Source organism: Shewanella putrefaciens, assembly GCF_016406305.1.
GTDB classification, from domain to species: domain Bacteria; phylum Pseudomonadota; class Gammaproteobacteria; order Enterobacterales; family Shewanellaceae; genus Shewanella; species Shewanella putrefaciens_C.
In genome coordinates this window covers 2,377,489-2,398,019 of sequence record NZ_CP066369.1, presented here as the reverse complement: position 1 = coordinate 2,398,019, position 20,531 = coordinate 2,377,489, and the positions used below count along the sequence as shown (strand labels likewise).

At 47.5% G+C, this 20,531-nt stretch carries 16 protein-coding genes and 1 tRNA gene; 9 read left to right on the top strand and 8 right to left on the bottom strand.

Going from position 1 to position 20,531, the window contains the following annotated elements:
• Positions 1-131: 131 nt before the first annotated feature.
• On the top strand, positions 132-467 hold the full coding sequence (locus tag JFT56_RS10465) for a hypothetical protein (RefSeq protein WP_198780051.1): 336 nt from the start codon (positions 132-134) through the stop codon (positions 465-467).
• A 35-nt stretch (positions 468-502) separates the two neighbouring features.
• On the opposite strand, the gene JFT56_RS10460 is transcribed toward JFT56_RS10465, so the two are convergent.
• Both JFT56_RS10460 and pabB read right to left on the bottom strand, forming a co-directional pair.
• Complete coding sequence (locus tag JFT56_RS10460; protein ID WP_198780050.1) at positions 503-1,090, bottom strand: CoA pyrophosphatase; 588 nt, start codon at positions 1,088-1,090, stop codon at positions 503-505.
• Between the two features lie 24 nt (positions 1,091-1,114).
• Entirely contained in the window at positions 1,115-2,530 is a 1,416-nt protein-coding gene (gene pabB / locus JFT56_RS10455) for an aminodeoxychorismate synthase component I (protein WP_198780049.1), read from the bottom strand.
• Between the two features lie 120 nt (positions 2,531-2,650).
• Between pabB and JFT56_RS10450 the strand changes: the two genes are divergently transcribed.
• From JFT56_RS10450 to JFT56_RS10435, 4 genes are all read left to right on the top strand, one after another.
• On the top strand, positions 2,651-4,195 hold the full coding sequence (locus tag JFT56_RS10450) for a fumarate hydratase (RefSeq protein ID WP_198780048.1): 1,545 nt from the start codon (positions 2,651-2,653) through the stop codon (positions 4,193-4,195).
• Between the two features lie 265 nt (positions 4,196-4,460).
• On the top strand, positions 4,461-6,512 hold the full coding sequence (locus JFT56_RS10445) for an alpha/beta hydrolase family protein (RefSeq protein WP_198780047.1): 2,052 nt from the start codon (positions 4,461-4,463) through the stop codon (positions 6,510-6,512).
• 148 nt (positions 6,513-6,660) lie between these two features.
• Positions 6,661-7,119 carry a GNAT family N-acetyltransferase gene (locus tag JFT56_RS10440; RefSeq protein ID WP_198780046.1) on the top strand — a complete coding sequence of 153 codons (459 nt, stop codon included), beginning with the start codon at positions 6,661-6,663 and terminating at the stop codon, positions 7,117-7,119.
• A gap of 55 nt (positions 7,120-7,174) precedes the next feature.
• Positions 7,175-8,110, top strand: coding sequence for a M14 family metallopeptidase (locus tag JFT56_RS10435; protein WP_198780045.1), 936 nt, complete (start codon positions 7,175-7,177; stop codon positions 8,108-8,110).
• 125 nt (positions 8,111-8,235) lie between these two features.
• Here the strand turns inward: JFT56_RS10435 and adhE are convergent, their stop codons facing one another.
• Positions 8,236-10,839 (bottom strand): bifunctional acetaldehyde-CoA/alcohol dehydrogenase, encoded by a 2,604-nt coding sequence (gene adhE / locus JFT56_RS10430; protein ID WP_198780044.1) that lies wholly within the window; start codon positions 10,837-10,839, stop codon positions 8,236-8,238.
• 318 nt (positions 10,840-11,157) lie between these two features.
• Here adhE and JFT56_RS10425 point away from each other — a divergent pair, with 318 nt between their 5' ends.
• The 4 genes from JFT56_RS10425 (at position 11,158) to JFT56_RS19935 (ending at position 14,956) form a co-directional block, all read left to right on the top strand.
• Positions 11,158-11,790, top strand: coding sequence for a YchE family NAAT transporter (locus JFT56_RS10425; protein ID WP_198780043.1), 633 nt, complete (start codon positions 11,158-11,160; stop codon positions 11,788-11,790).
• Positions 11,791-12,056: 266 nt separating this feature from the next.
• Positions 12,057-14,051 carry a methyl-accepting chemotaxis protein gene (locus JFT56_RS10420; RefSeq protein WP_198780042.1) on the top strand — a complete coding sequence of 665 codons (1,995 nt, stop codon included), beginning with the start codon at positions 12,057-12,059 and terminating at the stop codon, positions 14,049-14,051.
• 242 nt (positions 14,052-14,293) lie between these two features.
• Positions 14,294-14,381, top strand: a tRNA-Ser gene (locus tag JFT56_RS10415).
• A 443-nt stretch (positions 14,382-14,824) separates the two neighbouring features.
• A complete protein-coding gene (locus JFT56_RS19935) occupies positions 14,825-14,956 on the top strand; it encodes a HepT-like ribonuclease domain-containing protein (RefSeq protein ID WP_233095603.1) in 132 nt (43 codons plus the stop codon).
• 135 nt (positions 14,957-15,091) lie between these two features.
• On the opposite strand, the gene JFT56_RS10405 is transcribed toward JFT56_RS19935, so the two are convergent.
• From JFT56_RS10405 to JFT56_RS10385, 5 genes are all read right to left on the bottom strand, one after another.
• The gene (locus tag JFT56_RS10405; protein WP_198780041.1) at positions 15,092-15,835 is read right to left on the bottom strand and encodes a cupin domain-containing protein; all 744 of its coding nucleotides are present in this window, start codon (positions 15,833-15,835) and stop codon (positions 15,092-15,094) included.
• A 170-nt stretch (positions 15,836-16,005) separates the two neighbouring features.
• Positions 16,006-17,088: a hypothetical protein gene (locus tag JFT56_RS10400; RefSeq protein WP_198780040.1), complete on the bottom strand. Its 1,083-nt coding sequence runs from the start codon at positions 17,086-17,088 to the stop codon at positions 16,006-16,008.
• 104 nt (positions 17,089-17,192) lie between these two features.
• Positions 17,193-18,329 (bottom strand): hypothetical protein, encoded by a 1,137-nt coding sequence (locus JFT56_RS10395; RefSeq protein ID WP_198783549.1) that lies wholly within the window; start codon positions 18,327-18,329, stop codon positions 17,193-17,195.
• Positions 18,330-18,369: 40 nt separating this feature from the next.
• Positions 18,370-18,741, bottom strand: coding sequence for a cytochrome c3 family protein (locus JFT56_RS10390; RefSeq protein WP_198780039.1), 372 nt, complete (start codon positions 18,739-18,741; stop codon positions 18,370-18,372).
• Positions 18,742-18,744: 3 nt separating this feature from the next.
• Positions 18,745-20,265: a flavocytochrome c gene (locus JFT56_RS10385; protein WP_198780038.1), complete on the bottom strand. Its 1,521-nt coding sequence runs from the start codon at positions 20,263-20,265 to the stop codon at positions 18,745-18,747.
• Positions 20,266-20,531: the final 266 nt, after the last annotated feature.

The following is a 20,531-nucleotide window of genomic DNA, read 5'->3' as shown; positions in this document are numbered from 1 at the left end:
GAAACGTTTTATATGAAAATTTTGGAGGTTTATATTACCTTGCTGGTGGCTTTTCTCAAGCTGAAAAAGGTATCCTGAGGTCAATATTGCTAATATTTAACGATATAGCGTGTGAAACGTAGGGAGGCGATATGAGTAAAGTCAGAACATTTCAAATTATCCTCGCAACTTTATCCATTTTGGGTTGGGCCTTGGCCGTTTATGCGTTGTTAGTCTTTGGTGAGGCAAGGCCCGATCGCGAGGTTGGGAGCTATTTGAGCCGTGGCGCGACCTTCAGGATTTATTGGGATCCGCATCGAACTCAATTATTGCAATATTTAATTTGGGCCTGTGGGGGGATTAGCTTGGTCAGTTTGGCGTTTAATTACTATGTTGCCCACCACAGCAAACTCGGTTACTGGTTTAATATTCCCTTGCTGTTGTTAACGTCACTGGTTGCGGGTTTATATGTACACTTTGTGATTTAGCGAGCATCACGGCATTACACTGCAGCAGATATAGGCTAAATAAACTCTTCGGGAATGCTTAAGTGCCGACAGAGGTGATCGATAATTGCAGCCGTTGCGCCCCAGATAAAGCGCTGTTGGTAGGGGATAAAATGCACACGGTAGTAGCGGCCCTGGCGTAAAAACCGCTTCTGATGGCGATTGCCCGGCGCAATAAAGAAGCTTAAGGGCACAGTAAAACAATCGGCCACCTCACCGGGATCGAGTTTAAGTTCAAATTCCTGCTTAATAATGCCGACCACGGGGGTGATTTCAAATCCGGTAAAGGTATTGTGGGCCGGAAAAGTGCCAATCACATCGACATTCTGCCTTAATAAGCCAATTTCCTCCTCCGCCTCCCGTAGGGCCGCCGCGATAGCATCTGGATCACTTGGCTCAATTTTACCACCGGGGAAACTGATTTGCCCTGGATGAGCCCTTAGGTGCAGGGGTCTTTGGGTCAAAATTAAATGCAGCTCACCGTTAATGTCCTGCAGGGGGATCAGCACTGCGGCCTTACGCAAACCAAGGTGAGGGAAGGCCGCCGGATCCTGCGCGGCTAAAGGATGCAGATTAAATCTGAGTCTAAATTCAGCTTGATCCATTTGTGTTCCGGTGTGTGATTGCCTCTAATACTGGACGGGGGACTCGGCGCCAAGTAAAGGTAAAATTCGGCTGACTTTATCGAAGCTTTCCTGATACTCGGCATTCACCTCGGAATCCGCCACTATGCCACCGCCAGCCCAGCAATAGAGTTTACCCCGTTCGGCAACGATAGTGCGAATGGTAATACTGGTGTCCATCTGGCCGTCTTGGCTGATATAGCCCATGGAACCACAGTACAAACTTCTGCGGGACGGCTCCAATTCTTCAATAATTTCCATGGCACGAATTTTGGGGGCCCCGGTAATCGAGCCGCCAGGAAAAGCGGCGCGCAATAGATCGCAGGCGCTGTATTTGGGATCGAGTGTTGCCGTCACTGTGCTGACTAAATGGTGCACCGCGGGAAAACTTTCAATCTCAAACAGATGTGGTACCCGCACTGAGCCCGCCGTGGCGACTTTGCCGATATCGTTTCGCAGTAAATCGACAATCATGACATTTTCGGCGCGATCCTTTGGCGAATTTGCCAAGCTACTGGCGGCCTGAGCATCGAGCAGGGGATCGGCATGGCGCGGCAATGTGCCCTTAATGGGTTTGGTTTGAATCTTATCCCCGCGAAGCTGAATAAAGCGCTCGGGTGAAATGGATAATATCGCGTTATCTGGCAGACGCATAAATGCCGAGAAGGGGGCTTTATTGGCGTGACGTAGTTGACAATAGGCACTCCATTCATCGCCCTGATAACTCGCTTCGAATCTTTGCGTTAAGTTAATTTGATAGCAATCACCGCTGTGTAAATAAGCTTGGACTGCGTTAAATTTTTCGATGTATTGGGCTTTATTGATTTGCGCAGTCCATGGGCTCGTGAGGCTGAATGGGCTGGTAATGGACGTGTTATTGATTTTTGCGTGAATTTTTTTCAATTCAGCATCGAGTGCTTCTTCCCCAAGGTAATGCACTAAATGCCAATGCTGGCTCTGGTAATCAAAGATCAGCGCCCAGTCATAGAAGCCGATATTCATCTCGGGCAATTGAATATCCTGTTTGGCGCTTGCGGCTATGGCTTCGATACGGCGGCCTAAATCGTAACTAAAACTGCCCATGGCGCCGCCGCTAAAGGGGAATTCGCTGGCAAAGGAATGAGGATACCAATGGGTTAATAGGGCATTGACTAAGGCAAAAGGATCATCGGTCGCATCTATTCCCACAGGTAAATCCAGATGGGGTAGAACTCGCTGGATATCAGTTCGCTCACCTTGGGTCACTAAGGTTGCGATGGGATTGGCGCAAATAATATCGAATCTAGCGTCTTGATGCGGTGCATTTGCCGAGTCTAATAGGATGGCCCAATTGTCAGCGGCGAAGTGTTGAAAGACTGCCGCTGTGCTTAATGTCCAGTCAAGTTGGCGTGATGCAAGCTGTTTTGACGCCCTAATTGCCATCGATTAACCCTATCTAAAATGTGATGTAGCCCAAAAAGATGGGAAAGAGTATCATATTGGCCCAGAAAGAATTAACAAAAAAACAAGTAAGGCCACATAGGCTGCTGGAGCGCTCCTACTATGTCATCTCACGATAAAACCTCTGAAAACACTGTGATTAAACAAGCCGACTTTATTGAAAGTGTGGCCGATGCCCTGCAATACATTTCCTATTACCACCCTAAGGATTTTGTTGATGCCATGAGCCAAGCTTATGAGCGTGAGCAAAGTGCGGCGGCGAAGGATGCGATTGCACAAATTCTGATTAACTCGCGCATGTCTGCCGAAGGTAAACGCCCACTGTGCCAAGATACTGGTATCGTGACCACGTTTGTTAAAGTGGGTATGGGGGTTAAGTGGGACAAAACCGATATGACCATTCAGCAAATGGTCGATGAGGGTGTGCGTCGCGCTTATACCAATCCAGATAACCCGTTGCGTGCATCGATTGTGGCCGATCCTGCGGGCAGTCGTAAAAATACCAAAGATAACACCCCGTCTGTGGTGCATATCGACATGGTGCCAGGTAACCACGTTGAAGTCGCCATTGCGGCAAAGGGCGGCGGCAGTGAAAACAAAGCTAAGATGGTGATGTTAAACCCATCGGATGATATCGCCGCTTGGGTAGAAAAAACGCTGCCAACCATGGGCGCGGGCTGGTGTCCCCCAGGAATGCTGGGCATCGGTATTGGCGGCACCGCCGAAAAAGCGGCAGTGCTTGCTAAAGAAGCCCTGATGGAAAGCGTGGATATCCACGAACTAATGGCGCGCGGCGCAGAAACCACCGAAGAAAAACTGCGTTTAGATATTTTTGAGCGTGCTAACAACTTAGGTATTGGTGCGCAGGGTCTGGGTGGGTTAACCACAGTATTAGATGTGAAAATCAAGACCGCACCGACCCACGCGGCGTCCAAACCTGTGGTGATGATCCCGAACTGTGCGGCAACCCGCCACGTACACTTCCATTTAGATGGCACAGGCCCTGCGGATTTAGCGCCACCTTCACTTAGCGACTGGCCAGAAATTACCCGTGAAGTGGGTGATGATGTGCGCCGCGTCAACTTAGATACTGTGACGCAAGCGGATATCGAACAGTGGCAGAGCGGTGAAACCATTCTGCTGAGCGGAAAAATGCTTACCGGCCGTGATGCTGCCCATAAGCGTATTCAAAGCCTGATTGAAAGCGGTGAGGGCTTACCAGAAGGTGTGGACTTTACTGGTAAGTTTATCTATTACGTTGGCCCAGTTGACCCTGTGGGTAATGAAGTTGTCGGTCCGGCTGGCCCAACCACCGCGACTCGTATGGATAAGTTCACCGACTTGATGCTGGATAAAACTGGCCTGATGGGCATGATAGGTAAAGCCGAGCGCGGCCCTGCGACCGTCGAGTCCATCAAAAAACACAAAGCGGTTTATCTGATGGCCGTTGGCGGCGCTGCGTATCTGGTGTCTAAAGCGATTAAACATTCTCGCGTGGTGGCCTTTGCCGATTTAGGCATGGAAGCGATTTATGAGTTTGACGTACAGGATATGCCTGTCACTGTAGCGGTGGATTCAAACGGCGTAAATGCCCATGAAACCGGCCCCGCGATTTGGAAAGTGAATATCGCTAACGCAAAAGCCTAATGGATTTAGGCGATGTTGCTAGAGTGAGCCAGAGGCTTGGTCGTCTCTACATTGTCTCTGGTTCACGTGACAATTGGTTGGTAAAGGGTTAGGCAGCTAGCCACAGACAATTTGTCACAAAAAAATACGCTCAGGTGCGCCTTTTGGCTTGCTTGAGCGTTTTTGTTTCGCTAGTGTGGCAACCTTATCTTCGAAGATACGACCGTGTTTAACAATTCGTTCGGTGGTAAGTACCGAATGTTTTTAACAAAAGATGGACATAACAATGAAAATAGCTCCTCTCCTATTGGCGCTTAGCGCCGCAGGTTTGGCGTATTCTGCCTATGGGGCCGAATCCACGCCTTTTACTGTGCAACAGCTGGTTAAACTCAACAAATTGCATTCGACAACCGTGTCCCACGATGGCACTAAGCTGGTCTACGGCCTGAAAACCGTTAATGATAAGGGAGAGGCGAGTTCCGATTTATATTTATTAGATCTGACTCAAGCGGATGCTAAACCAATGCAGCTCACATCGGCTGCGGGCACTGAGCATGATGTTAGTTTTGCCAGCGATGATAAATCGATTTATTTCCTTGCCAGTCGTAGTGGCTCAAGCCAACTTTTCCAACTGCCATTAACGGGCGGTGAAGCGCAGCAGGTTTCTGAGCTGCCACTGGATATTGATGGTTACAAACTCTCAAACGATGGTCAGCAAATCGTGCTCAGCATGCGCGTCTTCCCAGAGTGCAAGGATTTAGCCTGTTCAAAGGATAAATTTACCGCCGAGTCTGAGCGTAAATCGACGGGCCGTGAATACAAGCAGTTGATGGTGCGCCACTGGGATACCTGGGAAGACCACGCCCGTAACCACTTATTTGTGGGCGCTTTAAACGGTGAGAAGCTGACCAAAGTCGTGGATATCACCCAAGGACTCGACACTGAAACGCCACCAAAACCCTTCTCTGGCATGGAAGAAGTGACCTTCACCCCAGACGGCAAATTTGTAGTTTATAGCGCAAAGGCGCCAAGCAAAGATCAAGCCTGGACCACAAACTACGATTTGTGGCAAGTGCCTGTCACGGGCGGCACTGCGACTAACTTAACCGCCGACAATATCGCCTGGGACGCGCAGCCAACATTCTCGAGTGATGGCCGTTACCTAGCCTATTTGGCGATGACTAAACCCGGTTTTGAGGCCGACCGTTATCGCATCATGCTGCGCGATACCAGTACAGGTCAGTCAAAGGAAGTGGCGCCGCTGTGGGATAGAAGCCCAAGCTCGTTGATGTTTGCACCTGATAACCGCACTCTGTACGTGACGGCGCAGGACATTGGCCAAGTATCGATTTTCAAAGTAAATACCCAGTTTGGTGATGTGCAATCGGTTTACAGCGACGGCAGCAATAGCCTGATCGCTATTGCCGACGATCAACTGATCTTCGACAATAAAACCTTAGTTGAGCCGGGCGATCTGTATCGCATCAATACCGACGGTCAAGGCCTTAAGCGCTTGACCGAAGTGAATAAAGACAAACTCGCAAAAATCAAATTCGGTGAATTCCAACAATTTAGCTTTAAAGGCTGGAACAACGAAGACGTTTACGGCTATTGGATCAAACCCGCCAACTACCAAGAAGGTAAAAAGTATCCGATTGCCTACTTAGTCCACGGTGGCCCGCAGGGCTCCTTTGGTAACGCCTTTAGCGGTCGTTGGAATGCCCAGTTATGGGCTGGCGCGGGTTACGGCGTTGTTATGGTCGACTTCCACGGTTCTACCGGTTACGGCCAAGCCTTTACCGACTCTATCAGCCAAGATTGGGGCGGTAAGCCATTAGAAGACTTACAAAAAGGTCTTGCGGCTGTGAGTCAGCAACAAAAATGGCTCGATCCACAGAAAGCCTGTGCACTCGGTGGTTCCTACGGCGGCTACATGATGAACTGGATCCAAGGCAACTGGAACGATGGCTTTAAGTGTCTCGTCAACCACGCGGGTCTGTTCGATATGCGTTCCATGTATTATGTGACCGAAGAAGTCTGGTTCCCTGAGCATGAATTTGGTGGCACTTACTCAGATAACAAAGCCTTATATGAGAAGTTTAACCCAGTGAACTATGTGGAAAACTGGAAAACGCCTATGCTGGTTATCCACGGTGAGAAGGACTTTCGCGTCCCTTACGGCCAAGGGCTAGCCACATTCAGTTATATGCAGCGCAAAGGGATCCCCTCTGAACTGCTGATTTTCCCCGATGAAAACCACTGGATCTTAAAGCCAGAGAACCTAGAACAATGGTACGCCAATGTGTTCCGTTGGATGGATAGCTGGACCAAAAAGTAATCGAGGATGATGGACTTAAATACGCTGTGTATTTAGTCCTATTGTCTTGTTGCGAAAGCCAGAACAGTGTTCTGGCTTTTTAATAATCCTATTATTAATGTATCCAGTTGAATGTTTAAAGTTAAAGACACTCAGTCAAGGAATGAAGATGCTGATCAGAGCGGCGAGTAAAGCAGATATTGAGGCGATAAGCGCGTTAATCACGCACCTCACACAAGTTTATATCGCTCCCACGTGCACAGAGGTTGGCGCACAAACCTTAGTCAAAGCCATGTCGGTTGAGTCGGTGGTTCATTATTTTGCCTTAGGTTATCAATATCATGTTGCGATGAATGAGGCTGGCGAACTCGTCGGTGTGGTGGGCGTTAAGGATAATAGTCATCTCTATCATCTTTTTGTGGCAGATTCTGCTAAGGGACAAGGCTTATCTCGTCAGCTTTGGGAACTCGCCAAAGCTGAGTGCCTAGCCAAGGGAAACCCTGGCACGTTTACCGTTAACTCGGCGGTGAATGCGCTGCACGTCTATCAGCACTTTGGCTTTATTGCGCAAAGTGATATTCGTGAGCGCGGCGGGATCCGCGATATTCCAATGCAGCTAGTGCTTTGATGTATAACGATCTTTAACTATAAGACTAAAACATAAAATCTGAAGAAGAGAACATATGGCAAATTTAAAATTTTACCCAATCGGGACTGTCGGTGAAAAATGGGGCGAAGCTGAAAAGGCCGCTTGGCTTGCGAGCACTCAAATTAAACGCTTCTATCAGGACGATGTAGTGACACCGCTTAAGGCGATGGAGCCTAAATTAGCGGCATTAGGGCTGAGCTTAGTGCAATATGGCGCGTTATCGATTGCTCCTGCGCGCTATCCCTTGTTTGCGGCTAAATCCACGACTTTCGATCCACAAAAAATCACTGTATTAGTCACTGGTGGCGTACACGGCTATGAAACCAGTGGCGTGCATGGGGCTTTGGCGTTTTTAGCGGATAAGGCGGCCGATTATGTTGATCGCGTCAATCTGGTGGTCGCCGTATGCGTGAGCCCTTGGGGCTATGAGACCATTAATCGCTGGAACCCAAAGGCTATCGATCCAAACCGTTCTTTTTATGCTAATAGCCCAGCAGAAGAATCGGCAGCCCTGATGGCACTCGTGGCAAGCGTACCACAAGGTTTTGATGTGCATGTGGATTTACACGAAACCACCGACTCGGATGAGGATGAATTTCGTCCTGCATTGGCTGCGCGCGATGGTAAAGACTTTATCCCTGGCACTATCCCAGATGGTTTTTATGCCGTAGGTGATACCGAAAATCCGCAGGATGCGTTCCAAAAGGCGATTATTGATGGCGTCAGTAAAGTCACTCATATCGCGCCTGCCGATGACAAGGGCGAGATCATTGGCTCGACTGTGGTGCAGCATGGGGTGATTAACTATCCGCTGAAGTCATTAGGGCTGTGCAGTAGTGTGACGGGTTGTATTTATAACACCACCACTGAAGTGTATCCCGACAGCCCGTCGGCCACACCCGAGGAATGTAACTTAGCCCAAGTGGCGGCGATCATCAGTGCCATCGATTATGTGCTCGCACTGCGCTAGTCGCTGTGTAGGCTGCTATATCAATTGCAGTTAATCACTCAGTAAGTCATGGTTCACGCCATAAAAAGCCCTCATTCGAGGGCTTTTTAATTTAGGTCGCGCGAGTCGCTTCGTTAGGCGATAGCTTAGTTGTTGTCACTATAGGCTCTGCCATAGTAGCTATCGAGCAGCAGTTGTTTTAACTCGTTAATCAATGGGTAACGTGGATTTGCCCCAGTGCATTGATCATCGAAGGCATCTTCTGCAACTTCATCTAACTTGGCGAGGAAGTCGGCTTCGTTGACGCCGGCTTCTTGGATAGAAGCAGGAATGCCCAACGTCTTCTTGAGTTGCTCGATTTTTTCCAGCAATTTTTCGACTTTTTCCTCATCGGATGTTCCGCCTAACTGTAAATGATCTGCGATAGCAGCGTAGCGGCACAGGGCTTTTGGCCTGTCGTATTGGCTAAAGGCCGCTTGTTTTGTGGGGAGATCCGTTGCATTAAAACGGATCACATTACTGATCAGTAGTGCATTGGCTAACCCATGGGCAAGGTGGAATTCGGCCCCCAGTTTATGGGCCATAGAGTGGCAGATCCCGAGGAAAGCGTTGGCAAAGGCGATACCCGCAATGGTGGCGCCATTGTGGACTTTTTCGCGGGCGATGGGGGACTGTGAGCCCAGGTTATAGGCATCGGGCAAATATTTGCACAGTAAGTCCAGAGCCTGCAGTGCTTGACCATCGCTGTACTCATTTGCCATCACGCTGACATAGGCTTCTAGTGCATGGGTTACCGCATCTATGCCACCAAAGGCCGTCAGGGATTTAGGCATATTCATCACTAAATTAGGATCAACAATCGCCATATTGGGGGTGAGTTGGTAATCGGCAATGGGGTATTTCTTGCCCGTATGTTCATCGGTCACTACGGCAAAAGGAGTGACTTCAGAGCCCGTGCCCGAGGTCGTGGGTATGGCCACCATCATGGCTTTCGCCCCCATTTTAGGGAACTTATAGATACGTTTACGGATATCCATAAAGCGCAGTGCCAAGTCGGCAAAATCGACATCGGGATGTTCGTACATCACCCAAATAATCTTAGCCGCATCCATGGGCGAGCCACCACCGAGGGCAATGATCACGTCGGGTTTAAAGCTTTGGGCGACTTTAGCTCCCTGGCGAACAATGGCTAAGGTGGGGTCGGCTTCAACGTCATAGAAAATTTCGGTTTCAAGACCCTGGGCCTTCAAAATGCGAATGGTTTCATCGCAATAACCTTGGTTGAATAAAAATCTATCTGTGACAATAAGCGCGCGTTTTTTATCGCTTAATTCCTCTAGTGCTATGGGGAGACTGCCGCGGCGGAAGTAAATGGATGATGGAAGTTTATGCCACAGCATATTTTCGGCCCTCTTAGCGACGGTTTTTTTGTTGATCAAATGACTCGGCCCGACGTTTTCTGAAATCGAGTTTCCGCCCCAAGAGCCGCAACCTAAGGTGAGTGAGGGTGCCAATTTAAAGTTATAGAGATCGCCAATCCCCCCTTGGGAAGCGGGGGTGTTAATTAAGATCCGCGCAGTTTTCATTCTAAAACCGAAGGTCTTCACCCGCTCGGTTTGGGTATCTTGGTCGGTGTAAAGCCCAGAGGTATGGCCAATGCCGCCCAATGCCACTAAGGCTTCGGCCTTATCGACAGCCTCATTAAAATCTGCGGCGAGGTACATGCCGAGTAAGGGGGAGAGTTTTTCGTGGGCAAAGGCTTCTGCTTCGGTGATTTCAGTGACTTCACCAATCAACACTTTGGTCCAATGGGGGACCTCAAATCCCGCCATTTGGGCGATCGTTGCCGCGCTTTGGCCAACGATATCGGCATTTAAGCCGCCATTTTTTAAAATCACTTGCTGCATTGCCGCCGTTTGATCCGCCGACAGTATATAGCCGCCGTGGCTGGCAAAACGCTCTTTAACTTGCTCATAGATACTGTCGACTACGATTACCGCTTGTTCAGAGGCACACACCACACCGTTATCGAAGGTTTTTGACATCAATATTGAGCTGACCGCGCGCTTAATATCGGCGGTTTCATCAATCACAATGGGGGTATTTCCCGCGCCCACACCAATGGCGGGTTTACCCGAAGAATAAGCGGCTTTCACCATACCAGGGCCACCGGTGGCGAGGATAAGATTCACTTTAGGGTGAGTCATTAACTGATTCGATAGTGCAACACTGGGCTCATCAATCCAGCCGATAATATCCTTTGGCGCCCCCGCAGCAACGGCGGCATCGAGCACTAATTTGGCTGCCGTTGTGGTAGAGGTTTTTGCCCTTGGGTGGGGGGAAAAAATAATCGCATTGCGGGTTTTTAGGCTGATCAGTGCCTTAAAAATGGCCGTCGATGTGGGATTTGTGGTGGGGACTATGCCACAAATAATGCCTACGGGTTCGGCGATAGTGATAGTGCCGAAGGTGAGATCCTCCGATAAAATACCGCAGGTTTTCTCATCTTTATATTTGTTATAAATATATTCCGAGGCAAAGTGGTTTTTGATGACCTTGTCTTCGATAATTCCCATGCGGGTTTCACTGGCAGCCATTTTGGCTAGCGAGATCCGTGCATCGGCAGCGGCGAGGGCGGCCGCACGGAATATGGCATCGACTTGTGCCTGGCTAAAGGTTGCATATTCGGCCTGTGCTTTGGCGACACGCTCGACCATCAGGTCCAGTTCTTGTGCATTGGTCACTAACATGGTTAACACTCCTAAAAAGATTTAGAGAATGATTCGATTCGCTAAATATTCTTTATGGTAGAAAATTACACTTAATGCCGGGATTAAAGTGTGATAATCCCATCAAATTTGGGTTTTTATGTAATAAAACTACAGCAAAAAGGATCGGTTTTTATTGCCTAGACTCAAGAGAGGACTCGTTGCGGGATGGAAATATTATTTAAACTTGTGATTAAACCTTAAAAATCTCATTTTTCAGTCATCTGTGCTTGAGATACTATACTTGCCCTTAAGCTTACTTTGATGAAATTGGCGTGACACGCACATAAGGATCGCAACTTGGAGTTAACACTTTACGTTAAATTTTTTCTCGGCCTCGTTGCCATTATCAATCCGATTGGGTTATTGCCCGTTTTTGTGAGCTTAACGAGTCATCAAACCGAGGCTGAGCGGAACCATACCGGGAAAGTGGCTAACTTTGCCGTGGTCGTTATCTTGTTGGTGACCATAGTGGCGGGGCAACATATTTTGAATATGTTTAGCATTTCCCTGTCTGCCTTTAGGATCGCCGGTGGCAGTTTGATTGCGATTATTGCCATGTCGATGTTGCAGGGTAAATTAGGCGAAGTGAAACGCAACCAAGAGGAAGATCGCGAGTCATCGGCGATGGAATCCGTTGCCGTGGTGCCGCTTGCGCTGCCTTTGATGGCGGGCCCTGGTGCCATCAGTTCGGTGATAGTGTTTGCCGCAGAACACAATACCTTCTCTAACATCATCGCGATGTTTATCACTGTGATCGTGTTTGGTTTAGTGAGTTTTGGTCTCTTTAGAATGGCCTCTATCATCTATAAAATCCTTGGTAAAACGGGGATTAACGTCATTACCCGTCTGATGGGATTACTGATGTTATCCATAGGTATTGAAGTGATTGCCGCGGGTGTGAAGGGATTATTCCCGCAACTTTTTGGTTAAGCGAAACACAGTTTAAGAAGCGCATTGGATTGACTCTAATGCGCTTTTTTCTTTTTTATTTGTAGATAAATTGATGAGAAACAATATCTGTACTGCTTTTTACTTCCTATGAAGAATGAATGGCAGAACTCTCGCCTCAGAAAAAGATTAAAATGCTGTTTTTGAAATAGATTTAAATTCTATGTCTCTAAAGTAGCAACATCGTCCTTAGGTGGATCTTATGCTATATATAGAGCATCTTAATTTTTGTGTAGAAGGATATCTCTATGAAATGGCAATGGATTGGCAATCTTAGTTTGAAGCAGAAGTTACTTATGGTTGTGTTGCCTCCGCTATTTGCGTGCTTCTTATATGGAGCACTCTTCCTGATTGAAAAGTATGAATACCGTCAAGACTTACAACTGGTCGTACAGTTAAGTGAACTGGCCGTCACAAACAGTAACTTAGTCCATGAATTGCAAAAAGAACGCGGTATGAGTGCTGGTTTTATTAGCTCAGCGGGCAAAGCCTTCGCGGGTAAAATACCCAGCCAAAGGCAATTGACAGACACACAGCTAAAACTTTATCAATCCTTTGTCGATAACAGCAGCTTACCCGAAACGTTTGCGCCCAAACTACGGGACATTAGCACTCAACTTGGGCAACTCCAGCAGATACGCGCTAAGGTCGATAGTTTATCCATCAGCGCGGCCGATGAGGTGGCCTACTATACTGGGCTTAACAAGTTGCTATTAGCCGTAGTCGATGAAACCGCCAAAGCAGGTGCCAATCAAGAAATTGCGATTAAAGCCGCGGCCTTTAGTGCCTATTTGCAGATGAAGGAACGGGCGGGTATTGAGCGGGCGGTACTCAGCTCAACCTTTGGCCAAGCGGGATTCAAACCCAAAGTTTACGCCAAATTTATCACCTTAGTCTCTGAGCAAAACAGCTACTTAGAGCGCTTTCATGCCTTAGCAGCCCCAGCATTAGTCGAAGCGGACGAACGCATCCAAAACTCTAACGAAGTGAGGGATGTAGAAGCTCTACGCCAAATTGCCCTCGATCAGGACGTTCAAAAAATTCTGCAGCAAAACCCCGAAGATTGGTTTGCTAAGTCAACGGCCCGAATTGATCGCTTAAGGGATTTTGAGCAGCAAATATCCACGGATTTACTGAATGTGACTCACGAGCGGCTGACCGTAGCTAATGAACATATGTTCTTTGTCCTTGTGACACTCTGCGTCGTACTCGCCGTGGTATTGATGCTCAGCCTATCGGTGATCCGTTATTTACACGACAGTGTGCACCATATTTATTCGACAGTGACTCAGGCTCGCAAGCACTATGATCTGAGTGTTCGCTTAAGCCAAACCAGTTCCGATGAATTTGGTGAGCTTGCCAATGCTTTTAATGGGATGATGACTGATTTTGAAAACGTTATCCTACAGGTTCGGGCCAGTGGCGCTAAATTGCAGCAGGCGGTCGAGCAAATGGACCTCTGTACCCATGCCATGGAGCAGGACGTGATGCAAGGGCACAGCGAAGCGGAGCAGGTTGCCTCGGCGATGACCGAAATGAGCGCAACCGTCGCCGAAATCGCCGCTAACGCGGTTCAGGCTTCAGAAGCCTCAAATACTGCAAACAACGAGGCTAAGGCAGGCAATCTGGAGGTTGGTCGCACCAGCAAAGCGATTAAGGAATTGGCCGATGATATTAACGGCGCATCCCAGGCGATAAATGAACTGGATAAAGAAATACACGGCATTGTTGTGGTGCTCGATGTGATCAGCAGTATTGCCGAACAAACCAATTTACTGGCACTCAATGCCGCGATTGAAGCGGCCCGCGCCGGGGAAATGGGGCGGGGATTTGCCGTTGTCGCAGATGAAGTCAGAAGCTTGGCCCAGCGGTCACAAACCTCAACTGCCGATATTAAAAGCATGACCGACAGATTAAAATCGGGGGCGAGTATCGCCGTAAAAGCGATGGAGCGCGGATTAGCACAAGCCAAGATCAGCGTGCAAGAAGCCGAACAAGCTGGGGTGGAACTGAAGCGTATTGTTGAACAGGTTGATATTATTGACCGCATGAATGAACAAATTGCCACGGCAACCCATGAGCAATCCGCCGTCTCCGAAGATGTGAATCGTAATGCGTTGAAGATCAGTGAAATTTATCTGAATACACAAAGGATTTCCGATGAATTACGCGAGCTAACTAAAGCATTAACATTCGATGCAGAGCTCATGTCTAAAGAAGTACATAAATTTACGGTGAATTAAGACAAAGGTGATACGCCTTGTCTATTTAATCTTCGGATAAGGCCGATTGTTCGGGCAGTTTGATTAGCAATTGCGCAACCGCCTGAAATCGATTCTTTTTTACTTGACCACCTAAATGCTTTTGCGTACAGTACCGCTCCGTTAACGACAAAAGCCTCTCGGCAAGGCGATTGATTGACGTTAATGGATTAAAAGCAAAATTCACGTGAAAGATTAACCACGTAAACATAAATCAACAATATGGTGAGGTGTCCGAGTGGCCGAAGGAGCACGCCTGGAAAGTGTGTATACGGTAACGTATCGAGGGTTCGACTCCCTCTCTCACCGCCAAATTAAAGCAAAGGGAATCAGTATTTTACTGGTTCCCTTTGTTGCTTTGGGGCAAAATCTGCGTTTTCCTGTCCGTTTATGTCCGCATTAAAGCCCATCATTTCAGATATGCGACTTGCCATGCGTTGCGAGTCTTTGGGGATCCACTTGCCGTAGTGCTTCTTGATCATGGTGGTATCACTGTGACCAAGTTGCCGAGCTACCCACTCAAGCGGAACGTAGTTAGATAGCAGCTGACTGGCAAGGGTATGGTGGCTTTGGGGCTCGCCAAAGGAAAGCGTCCGTTGTCGATATCAATCCTGCACTTATCCCCCTGGCTTTCGGAATCATTAATGCCAACAAACTTATTTTGAGTCGGATGACGGTCGCAGAATGCAAGATGCACAACATTGGGCTAAGTCGCTGGCTGGCCTAGCCCCCAAGATGCCTACCAAGCATTTGAGATCCGGTGTCAACGAGGGGCACAACCAGCTGATGAATTAAATGGCTGGCGTAAAGTGATAGGCCTTCGTAATGCATTGGTTCTTGATTATCTGAATATTGACCCTGAAATAATCCGCAGTGTAATCACTTAAGGTTATAGCGATAGATTATTCGTCTTTGCTGAGCTGGGGCTTGAGTGGTGATCGCTGAAGAAACGTTAATTGGATTATTCGATTTAGCTGACTCACCTATAGATTGAATAGATGAGTCGACTAGGGGATATCTACTTATTTTTTAAAGAATTCTTCGTTGGTGCCGTATGGGCCTAAACCTAAATCGCGTTTGCGGATGGCATCTACACGGTCAAAGGCTTCTTCGGCCACTCTTAGGTTTTTAACATCTTTACGCCAATAGTATTTAAATCCATCAAAGTGCGCGTTGTTTGGATACCAGTAAAACACGCCTAAACCTTCTTTATTGAGGATTGGAGTATTGTGGATATGGGCTCCTGGAATATAGAAGTATTGACCTTTAGCTAACGTTTCAAATTTATTGTTCGCCAATGTTTTACTTGCGCCGTTGACGACGTAGTAACACTCTGGTTGACCATGGAAATGTGGCTCATGGTCTGACATACCACCGTTAGTAATACCGATAACGACTGGGCTGTCCGATAATTCTTTCCAGATATAGCTTACAGGAGAGTTTTTGGGATCGCAGTTTTTGGCTTCGAGCACGTTACCGTTGTCATCCAAGGTTTTACAAAAGCGTTGATCCGCTGCAATGCTGTCATTGGGTTTGATGGTGTTAAAGTCGATTTTGCCTGCTTCCCAATCGGCAATATAGGCTTCAATTTCGGGGTTGCTGCATTGCTCCGGCATCGTATTTTGTGGAGTATACGGCGTGCTGTCATAAGGTACCGGCGTCATCTGTTGATAGGGTAGCTGCGCATGGTTACATTGTGGACCTTGAGCCATAACAGCTGTTGAAGTTAGTGCGGCCAATCCGAAAAGCATTTTCAGTTTCATCATTCCAATCCTATTTTGACATCGCTTAATAGCGATATTGTGTTGGTTATTTTGTTACGTGACTAACAATAAGGTGATTGGTTAATGGTAAAGGTGAATTGGATCACGGCATGTTTTGAGTGGCAAACTTATTCGTGACTTTACTCGCGAATAATCTTATCCGCCGAGCCGTTTTAGAGCTGAAATTGCATGCTGATCTGCGCATAGTTAGCCACTCCTTGCTCAGCATTGGGATGGAGTGAGTTATTGTTATCCTCAATTTGATAGCGGCCAACTTCAACACCTAGGGTGAGTGCTCGGGTTAAATTAGTAAACACATTCACGCCAAAGTGGCTGCGATCCGTTTGTTCTATCTCTGTGCTTGTGTACCCAAAAAATACGCTCGAACGGGTATAGTCAGTCCAAAAGTGCCTATAAGCAAACATGGCGGACGTCGAAGTTTCTACTTTTCCTTGGATGATATCGCGCGTGGCATCTGTGCCGACATAACGACCTAGGTTGCCGTAATGCAATTGCAGGCGCAGATCATCTTGGCCAAAGGTGAAGAGTTTGGCGGCAATTGAGAGTCCGCCAGCCCATTGTGCTGTGTCAGCAGGATCTAAATAACGCACTAAACCCGAGATAGACACATTGCCCCACTCACCGGATTGGTTGTAGCGGGCAATCATGTCTGGGATGTAGTCATGGCTGGTATCAATCCAATTAGGTTTTGTTGGTGTGGCACTGGTTATCCCATCCGTTTGGGCTTGGGTGCCGTAGGTGTAGGGATTTTCGAGGGCAAATTGCCATTGTTCGGTGCTATAGCGGATAAGTGCTTGTCTCACCATGGCTTGTCCCACTAATGGCCCACCTAAATCGGCCGTTTCGGCAAAGGTACTGGTATTGACTAAGGTTGACCAAGTTTGCCCGGCAGTGACGCCTTGATAACTGATAAAGGCATGCCTAAGCCTTGGACTGTAGGAGTTTGAGATAATAGGATTTCCTTGGCTGGAGCCGACAAAATCGATTTCAGTAAATGCTTGAACTACATCTGAGGTGATCGTCATGTTTACACGACTTTCCTGTGCACTAAATTGAGTACGTTTAGTGTTATCAGCGACAGTTCCTCCTCCCGTCCAACTGTCTTGAAACTGGAGATTACCTTCAACATAACGTGCATTTGCTTTAATAAATCCACCCAGCTGTAACTCTGTTCCATAGAGCGGGGAAAATGGAATAAAAAATAGGGATAAGGCGAGTAAAGTTGGTTGTTTCATGGCGACTAAATCACATTTGGGAGTAAAAAAATGCCCTAGTAAATAGGGCATTAAATAGGCACAGTTAAAAATGGCCGGGAAAGCCGTGTTGAGTTGGTTAACCGTTAGAAGTAGTAACCAAAGTTGATGTTGATACGTTTATCCCAGTCATTACCAACTTCTGGTAAGCCAACGTGGTCGTTATTGGCCGTTGAGAAGGTCATGTTTTTACCCATCACAAAGTCAATCATGGTGTAAGTTGGGCCTGCTGAAATCGCCATCCCGGTGACGTTTTGCATGCTATTGTCGTAGCTATCGTCATCAACATCGGGCGTCATTAAACCAAAATCGTTATAAAACTTAATGTTGCCCCAATCCGTGTTAACGGTTTTGGCGATGTTAATGTTATAGGCCTGACCCTTAGAAGCGATTTCGTATTGCCAGCTTACAACGGATACACCAATTTTATTTGAATCCACTGCATCTGCGGCATTGTATTCATACTGCATAGCCTGCATTTGTAGGTTCCAGCCCTTGTAGCTGCTATCTAAGTGCAATGCCACGGCATAACGGTCACCATTATTGCCGGTTTTGTTGTTGTAGATTTGGCCAACCTGTACTGAGCCACCTACTGTCGTTGAGCCCCCTTCGTATTCCGCGGTGTAGGTTTGGCGTACGTTGAGTTGGTTGGTTTCTTCGTTGTTATATTCAGTGCCATTAATGGTGCCGGTATACAAATCGGTGGCATAACGCTTGTTTTCTGTTGGGCCGTATTCCGCATTTTTATAAAAAGCTAAATCTGTGTGCCAGCCATTTTTCTCATAGGTCGCTTTTAAGCCGATATCATGGTCATCTTCAAAACCAAGATAGTAAGGCAGGCCAAACCACCAACTGTTTGAGATAAACTCGCGGTTACCAAAGGGTACTTTGTTAACACCAAATTGCAGTTGCCAGTCTGGATTAATGTCGTAATAACCATAGCCGTATTTGATGTAGTTAGTGCCTGAGGTAAAACGGTATTCTGCAGCGAGACCGAAATCGCCTTTTTTGCCATCGAATTTAATCGCGGCCATATCGAAGTTAAAATCGCCGCCTTTATCCTTTGATTTTTCATCATAATCGCGATAGCCATAGTTAACGCGCACCGCGCCGCCAACGTGAATGCCATCTTCTTGTTGCTCTGTTGCAAAGGCAGCAGAGCTAGACATTGCCATTGCAGTTGCGACTATGGACAGCGTAAATCGGGTGGATTTTTTCATCATCATTACCTTGTGTTTTAGTCTTTATATTTTAATAATTTATTTACATTTCTTTGAACCAAGTGCGGTGGCACTCTGCGCAAACTGGCGGCTTTTTTTCATGCTCGCCGTGGCAGGCTAAGCAGCTAGCACCTTGGTTGTAGTGCAGCGATTTGTGTGGATGGGCTTCAGGGATGGCAAGCTTTGACTCATCCACTGGAATACTGGTTATTTCACCGTGACACTCAACGCAGGCGGCGTCAGTGGCACTTTGCTTACCTGAACCTTGGTGACAAGCTTTACAGCCATCTTGGTAGAGAAATTCATGGTTGCTGCGACCTTGGGTGCTGCCTTTCATCTTGATGAGGTCTCCGGCATTAGCAGTGCCAGCGAACAGGGTTGCAACAACGAGTGTGAGTAGTAATGTTTTCATCATGGTTTAGGCCTGCATATCAGATTTGATGGTTTCAGCAACGATAATTCCCATCGCTAAGCACTCTAGGCAAGCTGTTGAACTTAAACGGGTCCCGCCGTGAGTGCCGCCTGTCGCTTCGCCGACAGCATAGAGTTTTTTGATGGAGGTTAATGATTGGCTGTGTATGGCCCGCGCGCCTAAATCGGTTTTTAAGCCACCCATGCAGTAGTGCACTTTGGGCCAAATACGCGACACAATAAACGGTGCTTTAAGCTCGACTGCCGTATCCATCATGCGACCAAACAAGGGGTCTATGCGCTGTGGCACCTGCTTGTTGTACTCGGCAACGGTTTGTTTGAGCTGTGCAAGTGGAATATTGAACTGCTTAGCTAATTGCTCAAGGCTATCGACTTTCCAAGCGATTTGGTCACGTACCGCGCGGGTCACTTCCTCTGCACCGACATGATCGTCATGGTTAAAAAACACCACAGGGTAGGCGGGTGAGCCATCTGGATGACGGTTTTTCATAATGGCATCGGAGCAGGTTTTTCTATCGGCGCGTTCATTCATAAAACGCTTGCCGTCTAACACATTGACTGAAATCCCTTTATGGAAACCAATCGAGAGCAGGGCATTTGACCAGCCAAAGCCACCCTCATCGGGCGAGCCCCAGTGACCAGTTTGAATTAGGCTCATATGAACCGGAAAAGCGCCGTGGGCCATGGCCGTTAACGTCACTTCGCCGGTTGCGCCGAGGGCATTGGTACAATCTAAGCTTTTATCTAATGCAGGGTCTACCAGTTCACGTAGCACTAAGTTGCGCGAGAAACCACCGTGGGCAAGGATAACGGCCTTATTGGCTTTGATGTAGATTGTTTTACCGGTTTTGAGATCCGGGAAGCGATAATTTTGACGCACTTTCAAGCCAACAATCTCTTGGCCATCCATGATGAAGTCTTCAACATAGTGCTGCAGGCGGTATTCCACGCCTTCTTTTTTACCTGCTTCATAGAGTTTGGTGGTGATATCACCACCGACGCCGTGTTGGGTTCTGATAGCGCGAGCTTTATTGTGGCCGCCCACTTGTTGGTTAAAGCCTTCGCGGAATTTGACGCCTGTGTCAATGCACAGTTGATAAGCGTCGAGGGCGCGATTAGCGATTTGGCGCAGCATGTCGGTATTTTGCATGCCGCGGCCAGAAATGATTTGATCCTTTACCAGTTCTTCTGGTGAGTCATCTTGGATACCCTGAGCTAATTGGATAGGATTTTTGGGAATGGCTAACCAGCCTCCATTAATCGCTGAGTTTCCCCCAATCACCTGCATTTTTTCTAATACCAGCACAGAACCAAGGCCTTGACGTTTAGAATTTAACGCCGATGACAGTCCCGCAAAGCCTGAACCTACAACGATAATATCTCTCGTTTCATCCCATTTTATGTTTGATACACATTCGTTAGCTGATGTCGTGACGGGTAATGCTGCCGCAATACCTCCTACTGCAGCACCCGCACTTAGTTTTAAAAAATTTCTTCTACTATGCATGTTGTAAATCCTCTACTTCGGTATGCAAACAAGATAGAGGCTATGGGATTGGCTAAAGGTGAACTAAGTCACGGCTTTTTTTTAGTGGCAAACTTATTCGTGAGGTGTATCTAGAATAATCTTTCCCGATGAATGGGCTCGATTGTGATCAAAAGTGGCATGAAGAAAATTTAATCTATGACAACAACTTGTTATTGGCATGTGTATTTGAGGTGACTCACAAAGCCTGCAAATAAATTCGCGCTTGCGTGAGCTTAATCCCGATT